We start from the raw sequence: 22,775 nt of genomic DNA on the forward strand, positions 1-22,775 counted from the left end.
TCTAACAAGGGCGCATGTTCAAGAGGGGGCCTTCACCGTTTCCTCGATTTATGAGGACAGATGGTCCTTGATGGAGCGGAGCGGACGCACCACCATATTTCCAAGACGGTATGACGTGGATTCGTATATAGATTGCTTCTCTTGCTCAAGCGTCGATACCCGCTGTTTCAAAGCTTCGAGTTCGTGTTCTTGGCGTTCGGCTTTTTCAACATAGGTCAGCAGCTGCTGGATATGCAGATAATCCATAAGCTTTTGAGCGTTGCACGTGTCGATATAATCGCGGAGAGGTGCATATTCGGCAAACAGGACGTACGCCTCGCTCGAATTGAGGAGATTGTGCATGACCCTTATGTCCTCTTCGTTGGTCAGAGTGCCTTCGGGAAGGTTGTCTATTTCCAGATCGTGAAGCCCGTGCGAGGAGAGTAGCTCGTATACGGCCGAAAACGCTCCGTGGTCCTTGATGGTAAGCAGGTTGTATCTGCAGGCATTTGCTGCCCAGTTTGCATAGGCAACAAAGAGCTCATCAAAGACCCCCTGCTGCTTGAGAAAGTCTTTGAACGTCATAAACGCCGTGAAGAAATCAAATGGGTGGCGGGCCTTTCCCGACATGCTGCTCTCTACCGCTTCGCGATGAACGACCAAGGGCTCATCTACGCATGCAAGTCGACTGGCGAGCACCAGCGCAGGAGCTGAGAACATGAGGTCTTCGGTGAGGTAAATCTCCTGGAACCGGATATTGTTTTCTCGCATAAAGCTCGCGCGTATGAGCTTGTTCCAGGGGTAGTTGTGGAAGGTGACGAACAGATCGTTGGGGTTGTCCCGCCAATTGAACGCGCCGTCGGGATAGAGCCAGCGCTTGAGCGACCAGTCTGCCGGAATCTCGCAGCCAAGTCGCTGGTTGTAGAGGCGAAACGCGGTCATGACCACGTCGGCGTTATATTGCTGGGCGCAGGACACGGTCTTCTCTAAGAAATCTTCCCTGCAGTAGTCGTCAGAGTCCATAAAGAAGAAGAATGTCCCACGTGCGAAGTTGACCGCATTATTTCGTGCAACGCCGGCTCCGCTGTTTTCCTGCTGGATAACCTGGACGCGGCGGTCACGTTCGCGATATTCATTCAAAATCGACAACGATTCATCTGTTGAGCCGTCGTCGACGCAAATGAGTTCAAAATCGTCAAGTGTCTGGGCAAGGATGCTGTCCATGCATTGGCGTAGATATGGCGAGGTGTTGTACACCGGCATGATTACCGATACGAGAGGGTTTGTGCCTTCGGTCTTTTGCGTGTTGGTCATGTCGTTTCCTTGCGCTTGGCGTGTGGTACAGGCCACCATTATATAGAGTGCGCCGAGCAGTTGACCTTCCAGCAAATGTCACGTGCTGGTTTTTGGCGGCGTATGGGTCTTATCCGGGTCTCCACATCTTGGAGCCTTGCTTATGCGGCCCTTCGATGGTTTTGGACACAAGAGGGATGGGTGCTGGTCGGCTTTGTACCCGGTTTTGCCCAAGCTATGTCACACGCATTCGGCGCCTCGCTCGTAAGACATCTCTCGATTTCTCACACAACCGTCTTCCGCTCTCCATCACCTCGCGGCCGTCAGCCGGTACAATCATGAGGTCACCCCTCAATTGTGAAGGAGAACAACTATGGCAAAGCAGCGAGTAGGGGCGACGCTCGTGGGTCTTGTTGCCGCGGTGATGCTGGTGCTCACCTGCGGCATTGTAATGATGCCTGCGACGTCGTATGCCGCGGAGGGCGGCGAGGAGCGTCTGGAGAACAGCTGGCGCTACGACAACGGTGAGCTTATCGAGGGCATCGATCCCACCGCAAACGGCATCGCCACCTTATCTGGAAACGATCCTTGGTCGCAGGGTCCCGATGGGTCGTTCTACAACAGCGTGGGCGAGGTCATTCCCAATGCCGTGCGCAAGGGCATCGACGTCTCCCATCATCAAAATCAGATCGACTGGAACCAGGTCAAGGCGTCTGACGTCGATTTCGCCATCATCCGCTGCGGCTATGGCGGAAACTACACCTCTCAAGACGACCGCATGTGGACCTATAACGTCAACGAGTGCACGCGCCTGGGCATCCCGTTCGGCGTCTACATCTATTCATATGCAGAAAACACTGAGGACGCCGTGAGCGAGGCCGAGCACGTGCTTCGCCTCGTCGAGGGCTACGACCTCGACTATCCCATCTATTATGACCTTGAAGACTCCTGCATGGACGGCCTTTCGAACGATGAGCTCGCCGCCATCGCGCAGACCTTCTGCGACATCATCGAGGCGAATGGTTACGAGGTCGGCATCTATGCGAACCTGCAGTGGTTCAACAACCGCCTGACGGATTCGTGCTTTGACGACTGGGATCGTTGGGTTGCTCAGTGGAACACCTCGTGCACCTATACCGGCAAGTACAGTCTTTGGCAGGCGACAAGCGACGGCAGCGTTCCCGGCATCGAGGGCCGCGTCGACATCAACTTCGAGATGGCGGACCGTCCCAACGATGTGTACGCCGATGCGTGGTACGTGGCAAGCGGGGCCTATCGCTTTGTGACCGACTACGGCATCATGGGCGTCTATACCGGCACCAATATGTTTGGGCCAAACGATTCCCTCACCCGCGGTCAGGTCGCCGTGATCCTGTGGCGCCTCTGTGGCGAGCCGGATGTCGCAAACTCCATCGCCTTCCAGGACGTGTCGTCGGGACAGTATTACACCCAGGCGGTCGAGTGGGTGGCAGGCGAAGGGCTCATGACCGGATACGACGACGGGCGCTTCGGGCCGAACGACGTGGTGACCCACGAGCAGCTCGCCGTCATCGCGCAGCGCTTCGGGCAGACGCGGCGGCCCTCGCTCTCTGCTCACGGCACCTCGGGCCTGTCGGGTCTTCGCGACGCCTCGTCAATCTCGAGCTTTGCGACGAATGCCGTCAACTGGTGCATGACCTATGGCGTGTATGACGACGTGCTGGATCAGACGGGCGGGTATCTCTATCCCACCCAAGCCGCCACTCGTTCCGAGATGGCATCCTTGCTTCAGCTGCTGTATCGAGACGCGCTCGACTATCCCTCCGACGTGAGCCCCGTTGACTGGTATGTCGTCGGGGGAGAGTTCGACTATGCGGTGGACTCCGGGATCATGACCGGATACAGCAACACCGGCCTCTTTGGACCCTATGACACCCTGACTCGTGGCCAGGTTGCTACCATCTTGTGGCGTCTGGCAGGGGAGCCTTCTGCTCCTGCCGGCACCGAGGACTTTTCGGACAACCTGGATAGCTCCCAGTTCTACTACACCCCGGTGCGTTGGGCGCGTTCTGCGGGCGTGATCTCCGGTTACGGCGATACGAACACCTTCGGGCCCGGTGACGTGGTGACGCGTGAGCAGCTTGCCGTCATGCTGTGCAACTATGCCGAGAAGGTCGAGCGAATCGACGTCTCGTCCAACTGCCGCGCCCTCGATGCCATCGATGGCGCCGATGACGTGAGCTCGTGGGCGCGCGCCGCCATGGGCTGGGCGGTCGACGCCGGCCTGCTTTCGGGCGTCGAGACGCCTTCTGGTCGAGAGGTGCGGCCGCAGGACAACGCGAACCGCGCCCAGATGGCTGTCATGTCTGTGAACCTCGTCACGAACGTCCTGTAGCTTTCGAGGGCGCGGTGTCGTCGATCGGGCCGGCCATAAGGACAGATCCTCTTGCGGATATGTTCCGAAAACTTCCGTTAAGCCTTACGCGTCGGGGTTGATGGAGTAATATCGGGTGCTGGACGGGAAGCCACTTCGCCGTAAGATGCGATAATTGGCGGACCGCCCGGTGCCCGATCCGCCCCGCGGTGCGAAGGGGCGAGCAGCATGGATTCTCATCGCGTTGCCTGCATCCCGCCCGCATGTATGAATAGATGCGCCATTAGCTCAGCTGGATAGAGCAGGAGACTTCTAATCTCAAGGTCGAGGGTTCGAATCCCCCATGGCGCACCACTGCAATCTTCGGGCGTCCCATCACGTGGGGCGCCTTTTTTCATAGCGTCGTCAAATAGATTGGAGTCCGTCGATGGGCAGCAGCATCGCCGTTCTCATCCCGTGCTACAACGAGGCCGTCACCATCGCGAAGGTGGTCGATGATTTCCATCGCGAGCTGCCTGAGGCAACGGTCTATGTCTACGACAACAACTCGACCGATGATACCGCCGAGATCGCGCGAGCCCATGGCGCAGTCGTTAGGCGTGAGCCCCGCCAGGGCAAAGGCAATGTGGTCCGCCAGATGTTCCGCGATGTCGAAGCGGACTGCTATCTTATGGTCGATGGCGACGACACCTATCCCGCCGAGGCGGCGCGAGGGCTCTGCCAGCCGATCCTTGAGGGAGAGGCGGATATGACGGTGGGCGACCGGCTCTCCAACGGCAGCTATGCCGAGGAGAACAAGCGCGCCTTCCATGGCTTTGGCAACGATCTCGTGCGCTTTATGATCAAGGCCATCTATGGGTACGGGTTCGAAGACGTCATGACGGGGTATCGCGCCTTTTCGCGCACCTTTGTGAAGACGTTCCCCGTCCTTTCGGATGGTTTTCAGATCGAGACCGAGCTCTCCATTCACGCGGTCGACCGCCGCTGGCGCATCTTGGATGTGCCGATCGAGTATCGGGACCGCCCCGAGGGCTCAGAATCCAAGCTTTCGACGGTATCGGACGGCGCAAAGGTCATCCTCGCCATCGCGTCGCTGTTCAAGAACTATCGCCCCCTCAAGTTCTTCAGCCTGGTCGCTCTGCTGCTTGGCCTGGTGGGTCTCGCCCTCGGCCTGCCTGTGGTCGCGGAGTTTCTCCGCACCGGACTCGTCCCCAGGCTTCCTACGGCGGTGCTGGCGGTCGCCTTCGTCTTTTTGTGCGGGCTCTCGTTTGCGACGGGCCTGATCCTGGACAACGTCGCAAAGACCGAGCGGAAGCAATGGGAACTTGCGGTGTATCGAGAGACGGAGCGTTCGCAGCGTCGATAGGCGCGGGCACGCTGGTATGATGGTGTCCAGGACAGGGGTGTTCCCAAGGCCGGGCCTCGCAGGCCCTTCGGCGTGCGGAACATCTTGAAGGCGGTGGAGGAGCGAAGGACGGGCGCATGCGTATTCGGGATATGGTCGCGCGGGCATTTTGCAAGAGGGCGGAGAACGACCAGGCATCGCCCATGGAGCCTGTCGATGCGGCCGAGCCGCCCGAGGGCCCGGTTTCGGCCGAGGAGGTCCTGCTGGGATGCTCGTTCGCTACGCGCGACGACGCGTTGCGCGCGCTTTCGAAGCACGCGGTCGATCTGGGCATCGCCTCCGATCCCGATGAGCTGATGGATGCATTTTTGGAGCGAGAGGCCGAAGGCACCACCGGCATGATGGACAGCTTCGCCATCCCTCACGCCAAGTCTGCGTCGATCAGCCGGGTTGCGGTGCTGGTGGCAAAAAGCCGCCGGGATATCGGTTCGTGGGAGACCATGGACGGCGTTCCCGTCCGCGTGGTCATAGCTCTTCTGGTACCCGATGACCAAGCAAATACCGAGCATCTGCGCATGCTTGCCAAGATGGCCGAGGCCCTTATGGATGAGGGCTTCCGCACGCGTTTGCGCCGCTCCGACGATGTAGCGTGTATCGCCGCCGAGGTCAACCGTCACCTGCGCTAACCCTCGCCCATGACGTTCGCCCGCGCATTTCCGCCGTTCGCGGGCGCTCGGGTCGAAATGCAACAAAGAATCTTTCGGCGGCCAGTATCTCGCATACCATCCCGCGCATGATGCGCTAAACTAAGTACGTCGTTTATCGTGTCCTTGGGTGCACGGCGCCGGGACATGTTCGAAAAGGAGTCACATATGGTTTCTGAGAAGGTCACCCTTGTCAATCCCCAGGGTCTTCACATGCGTCCCGCGGGCCTGTTCGCCTCTACCATGGGCAAGTATTCCTGCAACGTGACCGTCGTCACCCCCGAGAAGGAAGTCAACGGCAAGAGCCCCATGGCCCTCATGGCTGCCGGCATCCCCTGCGGCACCGAGGTTGAGGTTCGTTGCGACGGCGCTGACGAGACCGATGCCCTTGCTGCTGCCATCGAGCTCATCAAGAGCGGCCTCGGCGAGTAGCTCGCCTAGCGGGTCTCACCGTGAACTTACCCAACTGAGTTCAGTGGATCGAACGCGGGCGTCTACGTGGTGGACGCCCGCTTTTTCTTTCTAGCCTCCTTGAAGGAGGCATTTGTTCTGAGAGGAGCATCCATGTACGAGGGAGTTAACGCATCCGAGGGCATCGGCATCGGTACCGTTGTCGTCGCCGTCGAGCCCGATCTTTCTTTTGATCCCCATGCCGTCGAGGACGTCGACGCCGAGAAGGCTCGTTATCAGGCTGCGCTCGATGTCTTCTGCGAGAAGACCAACGCCCAGGCGGAGCGCATGAAGGTTACCGTGGGCGAGAACGAGGCCGAGATCATGAGCGGCCACATCATGCTTGCCCAGGACCCCGGCCTGGTGGACGGCATCAACTCCGCCATCGACGGCGGCATGTGCGCAGAGCAGGCGCTCGTCGAGACGAGCACCATGTTCGAGAACATGTTCCTTTCCATGGACGACGAGATGTTCCGTCTGCGCGCGAGCGACATCGCCGACATCCGCACCGGCATTCTGGCCGAGCTCCTCGGCCGCGAGGTCGTCGACCTCTCCGCGCTGCCCGCGGGCAGCATCATCGTGGTGCATGACCTCACCCCGTCCATGACGGCGACCATCGACAAGGAGAACGTCGCCGGCATCGTGACCGAGGTCGGCGGCCGCACCTCCCACTCTGCCATCATTGCCCGCGCGCTCGAGATCCCTGCGGTTCTTTCGGTGTCCAACGCCTGCGGCGCCCTGCACAACGGCATGACGGCGATCGTCGACGGCATCAACGGCCACGTGCTGAGCGAGCCTGACGAGGAGACGCTTGCCGATTATAAGGAGCGCGCCGAGGCCTTTGCCGCCGAGAAGCGTGCCCTCGATGCCTTCCGTGGCAAGCCCACCGTCACCGCCGACGGCGACAAGAAGGTTCTTGCCTGCAATATCGGCAACCCCGAGGACGCCAAGGGCGCTGTCGACCATGACTGCGAGGCCATCGGCCTGTTCCGCTCCGAGTTCCTGTTCATGGACGCCAAGGAACTTCCGTCCGAGGAAGAGCAGTTCGATGCCTACCGCTCCGTTGCCACCACCCTGAAGGGCGCCCCGGTCATCATCCGTACGCTCGATGTGGGCGGCGACAAGGAGATTCCTTACATGAATCTCCAGAAGGAAGAGAACCCCTTCATGGGCTACCGTGCCGTCCGCTACTGCCTGGATAACCCTGATGAGTACAAGGTGCAGCTGCGCGCCCTGCTGCGCGCGAGCGCATTCGGCGACATCAAGATCATGGTGCCGCTCGTCACCTGCGTCGAGGAGCTGCGCCAGGTCAAGGCCCTCGTCGAGGAGTGCAAGGACGAGCTGCGCACCGAGGGCTATAAGTTCAACGAGGATATCGAGGTCGGCATCATGATGGAGACGGCGGCTGCCGCAAACATCGCCGACATCCTCGCCGAGGAGGCCGCCTTCTTCTCCATCGGCACCAACGACCTCACGGGATATACCATGGCGTCCGACCGCGGCAACGACAAGGTCGCCTATCTTTACAGCTGGTACTACCCGGCGGTCCTGCGCGCCATCAAGAACATCATCGTGAACGGCGTGAAGCAGGGCATCATGGTTGGCATGTGCGGCGAGGCCGCGGCAGACCCGCTGCTTACCCCGCTGCTGCTCTCGTGGGGCATGGAGGAGTTCTCCGTCTCCGCGCCGAGCGTCCTTAAGACCCGCAAGGCTATCTCTCAGTGGACGAAGGCCGATGCCGACGTTCTTGAGGAGAAGGTCATGCAGCTTAAGACCGCCGAAGAGGTCAAGGCCGCCCTTGAGGAAGCCGCACGCTAAGGCTTCTTGGGTCAACTCACTGTAAAGCTCGAACTGCGTCCGGGGCCATGTGGTCCCGGACGTGTATAATCGTTCTGGTTATATGCTGTTGGGCGCATATGCGCCGCGCAGTTCTCCTAAGAAAGGATGGGCCTATGTTCTATACGCTTACGGCGAACCCTGCTGTTGACATGACGGTTCAGTGCCCGACGCTTGTTCCCAATGAGAACATCCGCTCCGTCTCGGCCGCGTATACGGCCAACGGCAAGGGTCTCGACGTCTCGTTCGCGCTCAAGAAGTTCGGCGTCGACTCGGTTGCCCTTGGCTTCTTTGCGGGATTTACCGGCAAGTATGTCGTTGACGAGACCATGAATATGGGCTGCCTCTGCCGCCCGGTATGGATTGACGGCATCACCCGCATCAACTCCTACTTTAACGATGGCGAGAACGAGTACGGAATTCTGAACTCGGGTCCTTCCATCACCCCGCAAAACGAGCAGGAGCTGTACAAGATCCTTGACAACACCGGTGACCTCGACTGCCTCGTGGTTTCCGGCTCCGTGCCCCCGAAGGCCTCCAAGGATTTCCTCGACCAGGTCGTGTCGCACGCTCAGGCGCGCGGCGCCGACGTGGTGCTCGACCTCTCCAGCGACAAGCTGAAGACCCTTGCCTCCAAGAAGCCCCTGCTTATCAAGCCGAACCATCACGAGATGCGCGAGATCTTTGGTGTCCAGATCGACACTGACGACGACGCCCGTCGCGCCCTCAAGCTGGCCCACGAGGCCGGCGTGCAGAACGTGCTGCTCACCATGGGCAGCCGCGGCAGCGCCTACTTCTCGAACGGCGAGGACATCTGGTATGCCAAGCGCGAGTTCAACATCAAGCTCGTGAGCTCCGTGTGCGCCGGCGACTGCACCCTTGCCGCCTTCCTGCTCAAGTGGTATCACAACCGCGACAACGTCGAGGAAGCCCTCAAGCTCGCTCTCGCCACCGGCGCGAACGTCTGCGAGAGCGCAGGCCTCGGTGACTTTGGTCACGTCGACGAGTACAGCAAGCGCATCGCCGTGCGCAAGCTTCCGCGCGAGTAGCAATCCGACATTTTCGGCTCTACAGTGCCGTTTCTTGGGGCGTCCCGCTTCGGTGGGGCGCCCTTTTGCTGTAGTTCGCTATACTGATTGGACTTAGGGGAGGTGATCGCTGGTGGCTGCAACGGATGAGCTCGCTTGCGCTCCATCGCTGAGGGGCACACGGGTCCCGAGGGGCGCATGTCTCGTGCTCGAGGCGCTCGAGTCGGCCGGTCTCGAGGCCTGGCTGGTGGGCGGCTGGGTGCGCGACGCGCTGCGCGGCGCTCCCTGCCACGACGTCGACCTGTGCTGCTCCGGGTCATGGCAGCAGAGCAAGCGTGCGCTTGAGGATGCTGGCATCCGCGTGATTGAATCAGGCATCAAATTCGGAGGCATCACCGCCGTCGCGCTTGGTGAGCGCATCGAGGTCACCACATATCGCCTTGATGGGTTTTATCGCGACGGACGCCATCCAGAAAGCGTCGAGTATGCCGAGAGGGTCGAGGACGACCTCGCACGACGCGACTTTACCGTGAATGCGATGGCGTGGCATCCCGTGCGTGGGCTGCTCGACCTCTATGGCGGAGCGGACGACCTTTCCCGCGGGATCATACGTGCCGTGGGAGACCCCCGTCGTAGATTTGAGGAAGACGCCCTTCGCATGCTGAGGGCGGTCCGTTTTGCATGTCGTCTGGACTATATCATCGAACCCGAGACGGCTCGCGCCCTTGCGGAGTGCGCGCCCTTGCTGGCTGCGGTCGCGCGCGAGCGCGTGGGCGTGGAGCTCGACGGCATCCTTGCGACGGGCCGCGGCGGAGATGCGCTTCTTCGATATCCCGAGCTCATGTGTGAAGCGGTTCCCGAGCTCGCCGTCTGTCGCGGTTTTGATCAGCATAGCCGCTACCATGCCTACGATGTCTACGAGCATACCGCGCGAGTGCTTACCGTGGCTGGCGAGCTTTCGCTCTGTTTCGAGGACGGCCGCACTCCCGCCACGGCGCCCTCGTCCACCCTCATGTGGGCCGCGTTGCTGCATGACGTCGGCAAACCCGAGTGCTTTACGCTTGACGAGTCTGGCAATGGCCATTTCTATGGGCATCCCGAACTTGGGGCTGCCATGGCGAAGAGGATCATGCATCGTCTCGCGCTGCCCTCTGAGCTCATACGCGACGTCTGCCTCCTCATCCGCTATCACGACCGCCCCCTGCGTCCCGAGCGTTCAAGCCTGCTGCGCATGGTTAATCTTCTGAGCGCGGGGACCGATGACGCCGCCCGGCTGATCGAGCTGCTCTTTGACATCAAGCGTGCCGACACCTTGGGAAAGGCCCCTTCGTGTTTTGACTATGTCGAGGATATCGAGCGTATGAGGCTGCAAGTCCGTGCGCTGCTGGGCGCGGGAGAGGCGTATAGCTTGAAGACGCTCGCCCTCACCGGTCGCGACCTCATCGCCGCGGGCGTCGCTCCTGGACCTGAGATCGGTGCGCGGCTCGGCTCGGCTCTCGATGCCGTCATTGACGGCAAGGTTGCAAATGAGACTGCGGCCCTTCTGGATTATCTTCGCCTGCGGTGACCTTCTATCTCCAGCCGGAAGGCGCCCCATTGCGTACATCTGCCGTGCCATTTGATTGTTTCCGCTTGAGCCCTCTTACGTGACGCGTCGTCTCTTGTTTTGCTTTGTGGTATCCTCTCTACGGTTCGTAACACTTTTTTATCGATTCGTAACACTGGGGGGCGACGCGGGTGGACATCACGCGCAGGAGCTTTGCCGCGGCGGGGTTTGGCACGTTGGGAGCGGTGTTGGCGGCGGGGCTGCAGGGCTGCGCCGCACAGGAGGACGCCTATCAGGGGTCTGCGAGCGCAGGCGGATCTTCGCAGGTTATCGTGGCCATGAATACGGGCAGCGAGCCCGCTGCGGGTTTCGATCCGTTGGTCGCCTGGGGTTGCGGCGAACACGTGCATGAGCCGCTCATCCAGTCGACGCTCATCACGACCGATGAGAACCTTGAGTTCGCGGGCGATCTTGCAACTGAGTATTCGTGCACCGAGGACGGCCTTACGTGGACGTTCAAGCTTCGTGACGACGCGAGGTTCTCGGACGGGGAGCCGCTGGACGCCGATGATGTAGCATTTACCGTGAACGCCGTCATCGAGAACCCCGCATCGGAGGCGGACCTTTCCATGGTCGACGAAGCGGTTGCCATCGATGCCACCACGGTCGAGCTGCATCTCAACAAGCCCTTTAACGCGCTGCTCTATACGCTGGCGGTGTTGGGCATCGTGCCGGAGCATGCCTACGGAGACGACTACGGCGAGCATCCTATCGGATCGGGTCGCTATCTTTTGGAGCGGTGGGACCACGGCCAGCAAGCGATCTTCGCGGCGAACCCGGACTACTATGGCGACGCCCCGCTCATGGAGCGGGTGGTAGTGGTCTTTATGGAAGAGGACGCCGCGCTTGCTGCCGTCGCGGCGGGCGAAGTCGATATCGCCTTCACCTATGCGACCCATGCCGGGCAATCCTTTGATGGATACGAGCTGGTAAGCTACGCCACGGTCGACTCGCGCGGCATCTCTCTGCCCTGTGACCCCTCGGGAGGGGAGAGGGCTTCGGAAGACGGCTTGGTATATGAGGTCGGCAACGACGTCACCTGCGATATCGCCGTTCGACGTGCCATCAACTATGCCGTCGACCGCGACGCCGTGATCGAAGGCGTGCTGTCTGGGTACGGAAAACCCGCCTACAGCGTGAGCGATGGCATGCCGTGGTCGAGTGATGACATGCGCGTGGACCTCGACCGCGATGCTGCCCGCGCGCTGCTCGACGAGGCGGGATGGGCGGAAGGCGAGGACGGCGTCCGTGAGAAGGACGGCGTTCGCGCCTCTTTCGAGGTGTGGTACTCATCTGACGATTCTGTGCGCCAGGCCATGGCAAACGAGCTTGCCAACCAGCTTGCCGAGATCGGCATCGAAGCCCAGCCGCGCGGTGGCAGCTGGGACGAGATCTATCCCCATCAATACGCACAGCCCGTCCTGTGGGGCTGGGGGTCCAATTCTCCGATTGAGGTCTACGCGCTCAATTACTCCACGGGTTGGGGCAACTATGCTGGATACGAAAGCGATGTCGTCGATGGGCATCTGGATGACGCCCTGGCACGCCCTGAGATTGCGGACTCCTACGGAGACTGGAAGCTCGCGCAGTGGGACGGCGCAGACGGCATCGCGCCTCAGGGCGCGGCGACATGGGCCTGGATCGCCAATGTCGACCACCTGTATTTCAAGCGCGCCGGTCTCTCCGTCGCTGCGCAAAAGCCCCATCCGCATGGCCATGGCTGGTCGCTCGTCAACAACGTCGATCGATGGAGCTGGTCGTAGGTGATTCGCAAGCGTGGTTCCGCCGCCTCTCTCAAGGCGCCGCGGCTGCCTTGGGCCGTGCGCTACGTGGCGCGCTTCTTGCTGCTTCTCCTCGCAGTGAGTTTCATCACCTTCGCGTTGGTGGGCATCTCGCCCATCGACCCGGTGCAAGCAAACGTTGGACAGGCGGCATATGCGACCATGAGCGCAGAGCGTCGCGAGCTTCTGCAGCAGTATTGGGGCGCCGACCAAGATGTCGTTACGCGCTACCTGGGCTGGCTTGGGAGTGCCCTTCAGGGCGACCTAGGCGATAGCCTGCGCTATAACGCGCCGGTGATCGAGGTCGTCGGCGAACGCCTGCAGAGCTCTGCCGCCCTGCTTGTGGTTGCATGGGCCGTCTCGGGTGTTCTTGGATGCGCGCTGGGCGTTTTGGCTGGAGCCAGGCGGGGGAGTCTTGCAGATCGCGCTATCAGGGCCTATTGCTATCTGCTCTCTGCCACGCCCACCTTTTGGCTGGCGCTGCTCGCGCTCATGGTCTTCTCTGTGTGGCTGGGATGGTTTCCTTTGGGGTTTTCGGCGCCCATCGGTCTGACGGGTGAGGTCTCGCTTGCGACCCGGTTGTATCACGCGATGCTTCCGGCACTCGTCCTTTCCCTTACCGGTGTTGCCAATATCGCGCTCCACACGCGCGAGAAGACCATCGACGTCCTGGCAAGCGACTATGTGCGCTTCGCCCGCTCGCGCGGAGAGGACATGTGGACCGTTGTGGCTCGCCACGGAATTCGAAACCTCGTGCTCCCGGCGCTCACGCTCGCATGCGGGCAGATTGGCGAGGTGGTGGGAGGATCCATCCTGGTCGAGCAGGTCTTTTCCTACCCCGGTCTCGGACAGGCCGCGGTGACGGCCGGATTGGGCGGCGACGCCCCGCTCCTCGTCGGCATCGCGCTTGCGACGGCGGCGCTCGTCTTCGCGGGAAACCTTGCCGCGAATCTTCTCTACGGCGTGATAGATCCGAGGATGCGGGAGGCGACGGCCCATGTCGAGTAGGGGAAACGCGGCGTCTCGCATGGACGGCCCGGCGTCTCAGGCGTTCCATGTTCCGGTTCTGATCGGTCGTTTTGGCGGGAGGCGCGCGCTTGCGGCGACCTGTCTTGCGGTGATGGCAGTGCTGGCGTCTGTGGTCGTCGCAGGCAGGGTGCTCGAGCCCGTTGCGGTGGCGACGGATTTCACTGCGCGCAACCTCGCCCCCTCCTGGAGCCATCCCTTTGGAACCGATTGGATGGGGCGCGATATGCTTGCCCGCACGCTTGCCGGTCTCTCGACATCGGTCATGGTGGGGCTTGGAGCTGCTGCGGTGTCCTCGGTGCTCGCGCTCGCCCTTGCCGCGGTCTCCGCGTTGGGGGGACGTCTCGCTGACGCCGCGGTGGGCTGGTGCATCGATGTGGTGATGGGGGTTCCCCATCTGGTTCTGCTCATCTTGATCAGCTATGCCTTGGGCCGAGGGGCGCTCGGCGTGTCGGTTGGCATTGCCGTCACCCACTGGCCCAGCCTCGCGCGCGTGTTGCGCGCCGAGCTGCTGCAGCTGAAGGAGCGGCCCTTCATCGCATGCTCCCGGGCGCTTGGCGTGGGCGGGGCGAGGCTGGCGCTTCGCCATATGGTTCCGCATGTCCTGCCGCAGTACCTCATAGGGCTCGTGCTGCTCTTCCCCCACGCCATCCTTCATGAGGCATCCATCACGTTTCTGGGATTCGGTCTCCCGCCCGAGCAGCCGGCGATCGGCGTCATCCTTTCGGAGGCGATGAGCTACCTCACCTCGGGGGCATGGTGGCTCGCGGTATTTCCAGGAGTCGCTTTGCTCGCCGTCGTCCTGCTCTTCGATCGCGTGGGGGCGGCTTTGCGTCGTCTCGTCACTCCTGAGGAGGTGCAGGCATGAATGGTAGCGCCATGGAAGGGACGCCGGCGCCTTCCCACGGTCATGCCCACGCAGACGCCTCCCGGCATCCTGGGGGGCATCATCTGCTGCGCATCGAGCATCTATCCGTGTCATTTCGCATGTATGACTCCTCTGAGCCCTTCTTCTCCGCGCAGCATGTGGAGCGCGAGCAGATCCATGACCTCTCGCTGTCGGTACATGCTGGAGAAGTCATGGCGGTGGTTGGAGCAAGCGGGTCGGGAAAGACGCTGCTCGCCGATGCCGTCATGGCGCTCTACGAGCCCAACGCGCGCATTACCGGCTCAATAGAGTTTGAAGGCGTGCCTCGTGACGCCGCAGGTCTCGCCGCGCTTCGAGGGCATGGGATATCCCTCGTCCCGCAGAGCGTGACGAACCTGGACCCGCTCATGAAGGTGGGGGAGCAGATCGTCGGCGCCTGTGGTGGGGGCAAGATGGGAAGACGGCGGCGGGCGGAGCGCCGCGCGCGCATGCTCGAGCTATTTGCGCAGTATCGCCTGGATCCAGAGGTCCAAGACCGCTATCCTCACGAGCTTTCGGGCGGCATGGCCCGGCGCGTCCTGTTGATGTGCGCGCTCATGGACGCCCCTCGTCTCATAGTGGCGGACGAGCCGACGCCCGGTCTCGACCGCGAGCTGGCCGTCCGCGCCCTGAGCGATCTCAAGGCCTTTGCCGCTGCCGGAGGAGGCGTGCTGCTCATCACGCATGACATCGAGCTCGCCCTTGAGGTGGCGGATCGCATCGCCGTCTTTCGTGACGGGACGGTGGTCGAAGAGGTGCCTGTTGCGGCGTTCGCCTCACCTGAGATGCTGTCGCATCCCTACACCCGAGCGCTCTGGCACGCGCTGCCCGGCCATGATTTCTTTGCTGATGCTGCAGAAGGGGGGATGGGGCGATGAGCCTTGTGGCGCAAGGCGTCAGGTTTTCCTACGAGCCCGAACACATGTTGATAGACGGGTTCGACCTTACGGTCGAGCCCGGAGAGCGGGTGGCGCTTGAAGCGCCGTCGGGCGCCGGCAAGACCACCCTCTGCCGACTGCTCGCGGGGTATCTCAGTCCCCAGGCAGGCGCCGTCGAGGTCGACGGCGCCCCTGTCTCGTGCGGGCGCAGGCGGCGGGGGGCGCGTCGGGTTCAATTGATCTGGCAGCATCCCGAGGAGGCCTGCGACCCGCTCCTGAGGCTTGATGCGACCCTTTCCGAGGGTTTGCCGAGGGGCGAATGCCTGCACGACGCACGTCCCTCGGACCTCATGGAGCGATTCGGCATTGCGGGGGAGTGGCTGTCGAGGTTCCCGCACGAGCTGTCAGGCGGCGAGCTCATGCGCCTTTGCGTCGTGCGCGCGCTGCTCGCGAGGCCTCGCTACCTCATCTGTGACGAAATGACCGCAATGCTCGACGCGATCACGCAGGCGCGGGTGTGGACCCAGCTGATCGAGGTTGCCGAGCGAGAGCAGCTTGGTCTCGTCGTGGTGTCTCACTCGCCTGAGCTCTTGGACCGCGTCGCCACGCGTCGCGTGTCGCTTGCGAGGTAGGGCGCATGCCGAACTCGAGCGGCTGCTTGCTGCCGGGCGGCGACGCATCGCCCGAAAGCGCGACGTCTTTGCGCGCCGCTGGGCATCCACCTTGCTAAAGTGGGTACCATACCAGGCGAGACCGAGCTTGAAGGAGCATCCATGGCAGCCCAGACCTGTACGCATATCCCGTCGTTCACCGGTTCGTTTCGCAACAACCTCGACGCGCTCATCGCCACCCTGGAGGGCGGCGACAAGGGTCCCTCGGGGAAGAAGATCGGCTTCGAGCTCGAGCGCATCCTGGTAGGTGTCGACGGCGTTCCCATTCCGTTTTCTGGTGAGCATGGCGTGGGCGAGCTGCTGCGGCGTCTCGCCGATCACCACGGCGAGGAGAGCCGGGTCATGATCGAGGGGCATCTTCTGGGCCTGTCCTATGATGTCGAGACGACCGACGAGGTGGTATCCGTCAACATCTCTCTTGAGCCGGCGGCCCAGTTGGAGATATCGGCGGGCCCTGCGCACTCGGTGAAGGCGCTCTACGAGGCGGTATGCTCCTTTGACCGCGAGGTCGAGGAGGCGCTGTGGGACATGGGCTTGGAGGCGGAGCTGGTTGCCGTTGGGTACGACCCGTTCGTGTCGTCGCCTCTGGAACTCGAGCTCATCCCTAAAGACCGTTATCACGACATGGACGCGTATCTGTCGCGGCGGGGACGCTATGCGCGCGACATGATGCGCTGCACCGCGTCCACCCAGGTGTCACTTGACTATGAGGACGAGGGGGACGCGAGCCGCATCTATCGCATGGCAACCCTTTTGGGTCCAGTGTTTGCCTTCCTGTTCGACAACGCCCCCGTCTTTCGCGGAAAGCCATCTCTTGGAATGGCGCGTTCGCGCATCTGGCATCACGTCGACGTCGACCGCTGCGGCATCGTTCCCGGTGCGCTCGAGGGGCTGAGTTTCGAGGACTATATCCTGTGGGTCTCGTCGGTGAAGCCCATCCTGTTTACCGACGAGCAGCATGTCACCACCTCTACTGGCGACAGCTATACCCGAGACATCATGTCCGAGCGCCCGCTGACCCGCTCGGAGCTCATGCATCTGCTTTCGATGGTCTTTCCCAACGTGCGCCTGAAGGGCTTTGTCGAGCTTCGCGAGATGGACTCGCTCCCTCCGCGGCTTGCTGCCGCCTGCACCAGTTTTACCGGCGCGTTGTTCTATGACAAGTGCTTGGAGGCCAAGCTTGCCGACGGGCTGTCCGCCTGGATGCCCGAAGGCTTTGCAGGGATCGATGAGAACGATGCTGTCATGGCGAGGCTGCATCTCGAGGAGCAGGGCTGGAACGCTTCGGTCTACGGGGTTCCTGTGGGCGAGATGGTGCGGGTGCTTGTGGCCATTGCGAGGGAGAACATTGCGTGCGGAACGGCGTGTGCCGGCATGCCGGGAGGTGCGACTGACGATGTTGCTGTCCCTGTGGTGCGCACGACCCCCGAGGCGCGGGCGTTTGATTTAGAGGGCATTGAGATGCTTGCGAAGATGTGGCGCTGGCAGCGTTTGCCGCGAGACACCACGGCGGAGGAGCTCGCTCCCATGCTCGCCTAGGCTCAACCTTCGACCTGTGGGTTCCTTCATGCGGATGGCTGCCCCTTCACGAGATGGCCACAACTTCAAGTTTCTTGAAATTGCCTCTTGCGCAGATGAGCATTTTTCCCGTAATATGCATACCTGCAAGGAGGCACGAGCTTCCAAGCAACGGCCCGTTCGTCTAGCGGTTTAGGACGCCGCCCTCTCAAGGCGGAGATCACCAGTTCGAATCTGGTACGGGCTACCATCGAATCTTGAGACCCCGGTACCACCGGGGTCTTTTTGTATTTGGTCTGTTCTCCTTCTCGGTGACTCATCGCTGCTTTTTTCTCCGTGTCGCCCATTGCGGGCAAATCGCGGCATATCGCCGTTTTCCGGTGGCGGGTTTAACGGTGGAGAAGGTCCGATTGCTGCCTATCGCCACGTCGTGGCGGGGGTCTCCGCTGCGCCGAAAGTTTTTTCAAATTAGGTCTTGCGCCACGGGCCTGCGTCTCGTAATATACTTTCTTGCACAAAGCACCTCTGCTTTGTTCCACTGGGATGTCGTCTAATGGCAGGACAGCGGATTCTGGTTCCGTCAATGGGGGTTCGACTCCCTCCATCCCAGCCACTGGCCCGTTCGTCTAGCGGTTTAGGACGCCGCCCTCTCAAGGCGGAGATCACCAGTTCGAATCTGGTACGGGCTACCATCGAATCTTGAGACCCCGGCAATCCCGGGGTCTTTTCGTATGCGAGCTCACGCAAGGCGGCCTTTCCATCATTCCCAACATGTATGCGCCGCATCTGCCAGAAGTCGTTCTGATGGGCATACGTAGCGGTTTGGAGTTCTTTGGTATGCGGGATGCCGAGCAGGCGGCGTGCGGCGATATCCTACAATGGTTCAAAAGGGTGAGCTGGATATTGCCGAGGATTATTCCTCGGCAGATGATGGGAGAACCATGTCGGATTCCCCGAAACATACTGCCGTGAAGGCTACGGTCGATGCCGCCCCGGCTGGGGGAGACGACCACAAGAGCGCTCGCCGCGGTGCGATTTTCATCGGGTTCGCCCTGCTCGCGTTTGTGGTGTACCTGGTTGTTTCTGGACAGGTGGCAGAGTTTTGGCGCGCCATGCAGAGCGTTCAGGTGCCTTGGCTTGTCGTTGCATGTTTTTGCATGCTCCTCTATCTCATCTTCGGTATCGCGGCATATGCCATCGCCGTCTGGCTTGACCCCGAATCGCCCGTAGGCATTCGCGACCTCATCTCAGTCGAGGCGAGCGGCATCTTTTTCGGCAATCTCACGCCCATGCAGATGGGTTCCACTCCAGCCCAGATCTATCGCCTCACCAAGGCGGGGCAGAACGTGGGCGAGGCGGGGGCGACGCAGTTTACCCGCTTCATCGTGTATCAGTTTGGCCTCGTGGTGTGGTGCGCCATCCTTCTCATCGCCCGCATGCCGTTCTTTACCGAGCAGTACGGCGACATCACGCTCATCAGCGTATTCAGCTTCGGCGGCCACGTCCTCATCCTGCTTGCCATCTTTGCGATCGCGTTGATGCCGCGCATGGTCATCCGGGTTGCCCATTGGCTCATCTCGCTGCTGGCGCGTGTCGGGGTGGCGACCGACAAGGTCGAGCATTGGCGCGAGTTCGTCGACGGAGAGGTGTATTCCTTCTCGGAAAAGTTCAAGCTCTCCGCCGGACACCTCTCGTCCATGGCGCTCACGGTGGTCATCACCATGATGCAGCTCGGATTCTTCTATCTCGTTCCCTATTTCCTCATGCTTGCCTTCGGGCACCATGACGTTGACTTCTTTTCGGTCATGGCGGCCTCGGCCTTTGTGCAGCTGCTGTCCTCTGCGGTGCCGCTTCCGGGTGGCACGGGCGGCGCCGAAGGCGGCTTTGCGCTGTTCTTGGGCCATTTCTATGGGTCTGCTGCAACGGCAGGCTATCTGCTGTGGCGTCTCATCACCTTCATCGCGCCCACCATCCTGGCAGCCCCGCTGCTGGGGTTAAAGAGCGCCCGAAACGCGAGCATCCATGCGCGCTGGGATCGCATCACACGTAGATTCAGGAGCTCCAAGAGCGATCAGGCTCCTATGCAAAGGGCTTTGGACGCCCCATCGGATACATTTGATAAGGCGTCGTCATCTGCTCGGCGCAGGCGCGGCACGAGGGTCCGTCAGACGGCCGATGGCATCATGGTGCTGCCGCATGCCGTGCCACGACGGACGGACTCGTCAAGGAAGTCCGACGACGCATGACGAGGGCTATGCCTCCGCGTAGCCGATGACCTGCTGTTCATACATGCTTGCGTGGTCGAGGTAGTGGAGTAGGGCGAAGCTGAGGCTTTCTGACTCCATGCTGTGCGCCAGCTCGCAGAGGAGCTCGTGTGAACTGGTGGGGTGCGGGCGCGTCTCGAGGATCGTCGCGACGCGAACGAGGGCGTCAAGGTCGGCCTGGCTCAGGTCTTCTGCCAGCACAAGGTGCTCGACCTGCTCGACTTCCGAGAACATGTGCCAGAGCGTCGAGAGTCCGGCTCGCAGCTGCTGACGTTCGTGCCCATCTTCCATCTCGCGAACGTATTTGGATGCCGAGGCATACATGAGATGGAAGCGTGCGAGCTGCTCTCCTGCTGCCCGCAGGCTCGTGGCGCCCCGCGCCCCGCGCCCGACGGTCGCCCAGTACTCGCGGATGAGCTGGGTGAGCTCGCGAAGGTTTCCTTCGAAGATCCGCTCGCGCGGCGAGGGCACCACGAAGCGGTTTATCACCAGGACGATGCCTACGGCAAGGCCGACAAACAGGATGCGAAGCCACGCGGCGGTGGTCGCGTTCATGGTGAGTGAAGTCATGAGCAGCGCAAACATGGTGGCAAGCATGGCCTGCACCCAGCTGCCGGGCGTGCAGCAATACAGGATCGAGATCAGGGTGAGCGACACCGCAAACACGCTTGCCGTGCCGGGCAGATAATGCGACACGAAGGTTGCGAGCGCGCCACCGATGACGGTGCCCACCGGACGGGTCCTCATGCGGTGGGCACTCTCCTCATAGCTGGGCATGAGGAGCAGGATGGCGTTTAGCGGCAGCCAATAGACGTGCTCGTAGCCCCACACCATGCTGATGGAGCAGGTGAGGGTGGTGACAAGCGAAAGCCGGCAGGCGAAGCGAAACTCGAATTCGTCACGATTCATGCGCCGGAAGGCATCGTCGACCACCTCGTTCCAAGGAATGCGTCGCGACGTCGGCTTTCGCGGCGGCTCGGCTTGGATTTGCAGGATGAGCGCCAGCGCATGGAGGAAGCTGTGGAAGAAGACGCGCACGCGGCTTTCGGGAACATCGACCACCCCGAGCGCCATCTGCGCCATGCGGGCGATGGAGCGCAGCTCTTCGGGTGTCTTCGCGGCGTTTGCCTGCCGCACCAGAAGGGCGAGCTCGTGCAATATGTCAGGATCGACGCGCCGCGCCAGATCATCTTGCCATTCGTCGTCTGCGAGTAGATAGACTGCGCGCTGGAACAGCTCCGCATACATCTGGAAGATGAACTCGCGGCGGTCCCATGTTCGCAGAAAGTGGTGGTTGGTGATGCTCAGGTTGTCGAAGGTCCTCTCAAGGGAGAGGAACGCGTCGCGCAGCTCCTGCCCGCGCTCTCCGGCAGCCATGCGGTCGAGAAGGTCCGCCAGGGTGGAGAGGCTGCGCGTGAATACGTCCTCGTCGCGCTCGCGCCTCCGCTGCAGGGCGCTATAGGCGACGAGCGCCACGCCCAGCACGATCGCGGCGAACACGACCGAGGCGGTCTGTATGAGAAACTCATCTAAGGTGAGGGGCTTGAGCTCCAAGAACACGAAGATCATGGCGTAGCCGAAGTACCCCTTGGGTACGAACTGGTTGCTCTGTGCCAACACGAGCACAAAGGGAACCAAGAGGTTGAGCATGATGCACAGGGCCAGGTTGAGCGATGCCAGCCATGCGAGCACCGAAAGCGCCAGCATCACAAGACCTATGATGAGGCTTGTGGCCGGCGTGTTGCGGCGCCTCTTGCGTCCTAAGAAGATGCAGACCGCTCCCGATACGACCATGGTGTAGGAGCTGCCAAAGAGCGCCGTGATCCCAAGAAAGAGGACGATGTAGACGAGAATGGCCGGCAGCGCGTCGGCGACGCGCCCCCGTGCGGTCTGTACGGCCGCAGCTACGCTCGATGTCTTCCCGTGAGTCCCCATAGCGCAAAAGCCTAGCGCTTCGACTGCGGCAAATGGCTACAAACCCGCCGTTGTCCATTTTTTCATGTTTGTTTATATGGCGGCTATGAGGTCGGCACGCGGGTATAGTTACTCAGATTGGACCAACGGATAAGGAGGGCTGATGGGAGAGGAACAAGGTCGGCAGGGCGACCCCGACGTTCGCGGCGTCGGAGCCGCCTTTGCAAACGTTCTGTCGCATCTAGGCACCGGCGTCCGCGTGCTTTCCGGCGAGGCGCTTTTCGATTTTGCCCTCAACCCCTCGTCGCCTCATTCGATCATGTCGCGCCTCGGTGCGGGGGCGGCGGGGGGCATCGACTCATTTGCGTCTGGCGGAGACCCTTTTCGCGACGAGGCAAGGCGATGGTTTGAACAGTCGAAGCTGAGCGTTGAGCTCCCCGCGCGCGACGGGGGCGTTCTTTTTGGATGGCTGCTGCCGGCGGATCCCGTGTGGCCCTCGCCCGATCGCCATGCCCTGTGGAGTGATTTTGGTCGCGGACGGCGGTACGCCGTCTTCTGCCATGGCTATACAGGCAAGCCGTCCGACCTCTGCGTCGAGGCCTATCTTGCACACCGTGCGGGGATAAACGTTCTCATGCCCGCCGCCCGCGGCCATGAGCGCAACGCCGACCGCTACGTCGGCATGGGCTGGCTCGACTCTTGGGACCTGCTCGATTGGACGAGGCTTATTGTCACCTGCGACCCGGATGCGAGGATCGCGTTGTTTGGCGTGTCGATGGGCGGGGCAGAGGTGATGATGGCGTCAGGGCTCGATCTGCCGGAGAACGTGCGCTGCATCGTCGAGGATTGCGGCTATACAAGCGTCTGGGATGAGTTTGTCGTGCAGATCTCGCAGCAGCTTCATCTGCCGGCCGTCCCCTTCCTCTCGACGGCGAGCGCGGTGTGCCGTCGGCGGGCGGGCTACAGCTTCAAGGAGGCCTCCTCGGTGCAGAGGCTTCGAAAGGCGAGCGTCCCCATGCTCTTTATTCACGGAACCGCCGACACCTTTGTTCCATACGCCATGCTTGACCAGGTGTTCTCCGCATGCGCTAGCTCCGAAAAAGATCGGCTGTCAGTCGAGGGCGCAGGGCATGGCGCCTCTTCGGCGACCGACCCTTCGGGGTATTGGGAGCGTGTGAGCGCGTTTTTCGGCCGGCACCTGGCATAGCACGCCCAAGTCCGT

General features: G+C 61.6%; 17 protein-coding genes and 4 tRNA genes. 19 read left to right on the forward strand and 2 right to left on the reverse strand.

Translation table 11 applies throughout. The features are described from left to right. Positions 1-48 precede the first annotated feature (48 nt). Positions 49-1,293: a glycosyltransferase family 2 protein gene (locus H6A15_RS00225; protein WP_204671114.1), complete on the reverse strand. Its 1,245-nt coding sequence runs from the start codon at positions 1,291-1,293 to the stop codon at positions 49-51. 352 nt (positions 1,294-1,645) lie between these two features. Here H6A15_RS00225 and H6A15_RS00230 point away from each other — a divergent pair, with 352 nt between their 5' ends. The 18 genes from H6A15_RS00230 (at position 1,646) to H6A15_RS00315 (ending at position 19,621) form a co-directional block, all read left to right on the forward strand. Further along, positions 1,646-3,646 carry an S-layer homology domain-containing protein gene (locus tag H6A15_RS00230; protein ID WP_204671116.1) on the forward strand — a complete coding sequence of 667 codons (2,001 nt, stop codon included), beginning with the start codon at positions 1,646-1,648 and terminating at the stop codon, positions 3,644-3,646. 256 nt (positions 3,647-3,902) lie between these two features. Then, positions 3,903-3,979: transfer RNA gene (locus H6A15_RS00235), tRNA-Arg, on the forward strand. Positions 3,980-4,052: 73 nt separating this feature from the next. Then, entirely contained in the window at positions 4,053-4,991 is a 939-nt protein-coding gene (locus H6A15_RS00240; RefSeq protein ID WP_204671118.1) for a glycosyltransferase family 2 protein, read from the forward strand. A 116-nt stretch (positions 4,992-5,107) separates the two neighbouring features. Beyond that, on the forward strand, positions 5,108-5,656 hold the full coding sequence (locus tag H6A15_RS00245; RefSeq protein WP_204671120.1) for a PTS sugar transporter subunit IIA: 549 nt from the start codon (positions 5,108-5,110) through the stop codon (positions 5,654-5,656). A 186-nt stretch (positions 5,657-5,842) separates the two neighbouring features. Next, on the forward strand, positions 5,843-6,106 hold the full coding sequence (locus H6A15_RS00250) for an HPr family phosphocarrier protein (RefSeq protein WP_087410351.1): 264 nt from the start codon (positions 5,843-5,845) through the stop codon (positions 6,104-6,106). Positions 6,107-6,238: 132 nt separating this feature from the next. Continuing rightward, positions 6,239-7,942, forward strand: coding sequence for a phosphoenolpyruvate--protein phosphotransferase (gene ptsP, locus H6A15_RS00255; RefSeq protein WP_204671122.1), 1,704 nt, complete (start codon positions 6,239-6,241; stop codon positions 7,940-7,942). A 134-nt stretch (positions 7,943-8,076) separates the two neighbouring features. Further along, entirely contained in the window at positions 8,077-9,009 is a 933-nt protein-coding gene (locus H6A15_RS00260; RefSeq protein WP_204671125.1) for a 1-phosphofructokinase family hexose kinase, read from the forward strand. 184 nt (positions 9,010-9,193) lie between these two features. Continuing rightward, a complete protein-coding gene (locus tag H6A15_RS00265) occupies positions 9,194-10,555 on the forward strand; it encodes an HD domain-containing protein (protein WP_204671127.1) in 1,362 nt (453 codons plus the stop codon). A gap of 170 nt (positions 10,556-10,725) precedes the next feature. Next, positions 10,726-12,357, forward strand: a complete 1,632-nt coding sequence (locus tag H6A15_RS00270; RefSeq protein ID WP_342635770.1) for an ABC transporter substrate-binding protein — start codon at positions 10,726-10,728, stop codon at positions 12,355-12,357. Continuing rightward, positions 12,358-13,383, forward strand: coding sequence for an ABC transporter permease (locus H6A15_RS00275; protein WP_342635771.1), 1,026 nt, complete (start codon positions 12,358-12,360; stop codon positions 13,381-13,383). Next, on the forward strand, positions 13,373-14,269 hold the full coding sequence (locus tag H6A15_RS00280; RefSeq protein WP_239462221.1) for an ABC transporter permease: 897 nt from the start codon (positions 13,373-13,375) through the stop codon (positions 14,267-14,269). Before H6A15_RS00275 ends, H6A15_RS00280 begins: the two co-directional genes overlap by 11 nt. Positions 14,270-14,388: 119 nt before the next feature. After that, complete coding sequence (locus H6A15_RS00285; RefSeq protein WP_239462222.1) at positions 14,389-15,186, forward strand: ATP-binding cassette domain-containing protein; 798 nt, start codon at positions 14,389-14,391, stop codon at positions 15,184-15,186. A 44-nt stretch (positions 15,187-15,230) separates the two neighbouring features. Continuing rightward, positions 15,231-15,818 carry an ABC transporter ATP-binding protein gene (locus H6A15_RS00290; protein WP_239462223.1) on the forward strand — a complete coding sequence of 196 codons (588 nt, stop codon included), beginning with the start codon at positions 15,231-15,233 and terminating at the stop codon, positions 15,816-15,818. 141 nt (positions 15,819-15,959) lie between these two features. Further along, the gene (locus H6A15_RS00295) at positions 15,960-17,396 is read left to right on the forward strand and encodes a glutamate-cysteine ligase family protein (RefSeq protein ID WP_204671137.1); all 1,437 of its coding nucleotides are present in this window, start codon (positions 15,960-15,962) and stop codon (positions 17,394-17,396) included. A gap of 152 nt (positions 17,397-17,548) precedes the next feature. Continuing rightward, positions 17,549-17,625: transfer RNA gene (locus H6A15_RS00300), tRNA-Glu, on the forward strand. Between the two features lie 289 nt (positions 17,626-17,914). Next, a tRNA-Gln gene (locus H6A15_RS00305) sits at positions 17,915-17,988 on the forward strand. Between the two features lie 2 nt (positions 17,989-17,990). Continuing rightward, positions 17,991-18,067 (forward strand) — tRNA-Glu (locus tag H6A15_RS00310). Positions 18,068-18,316: 249 nt separating this feature from the next. Next, positions 18,317-19,621 carry a lysylphosphatidylglycerol synthase transmembrane domain-containing protein gene (locus H6A15_RS00315; protein ID WP_204671139.1) on the forward strand — a complete coding sequence of 435 codons (1,305 nt, stop codon included), beginning with the start codon at positions 18,317-18,319 and terminating at the stop codon, positions 19,619-19,621. 6 nt (positions 19,622-19,627) lie between these two features. Here H6A15_RS00315 and H6A15_RS00320 read toward each other — a convergent pair whose 3' ends face one another. Next, positions 19,628-21,574 (reverse strand): FUSC family protein, encoded by a 1,947-nt coding sequence (locus H6A15_RS00320; RefSeq protein WP_204671141.1) that lies wholly within the window; start codon positions 21,572-21,574, stop codon positions 19,628-19,630. A gap of 142 nt (positions 21,575-21,716) precedes the next feature. Here H6A15_RS00320 and H6A15_RS00325 point away from each other — a divergent pair, with 142 nt between their 5' ends. Continuing rightward, positions 21,717-22,760, forward strand: coding sequence for an alpha/beta hydrolase (locus tag H6A15_RS00325; RefSeq protein ID WP_204671143.1), 1,044 nt, complete (start codon positions 21,717-21,719; stop codon positions 22,758-22,760). Positions 22,761-22,775: the final 15 nt, after the last annotated feature.

The organism is Enorma phocaeensis (assembly GCF_016901575.1).
Taxonomy (GTDB): domain Bacteria; phylum Actinomycetota; class Coriobacteriia; order Coriobacteriales; family Coriobacteriaceae; genus Limicola; species Limicola phocaeensis_A.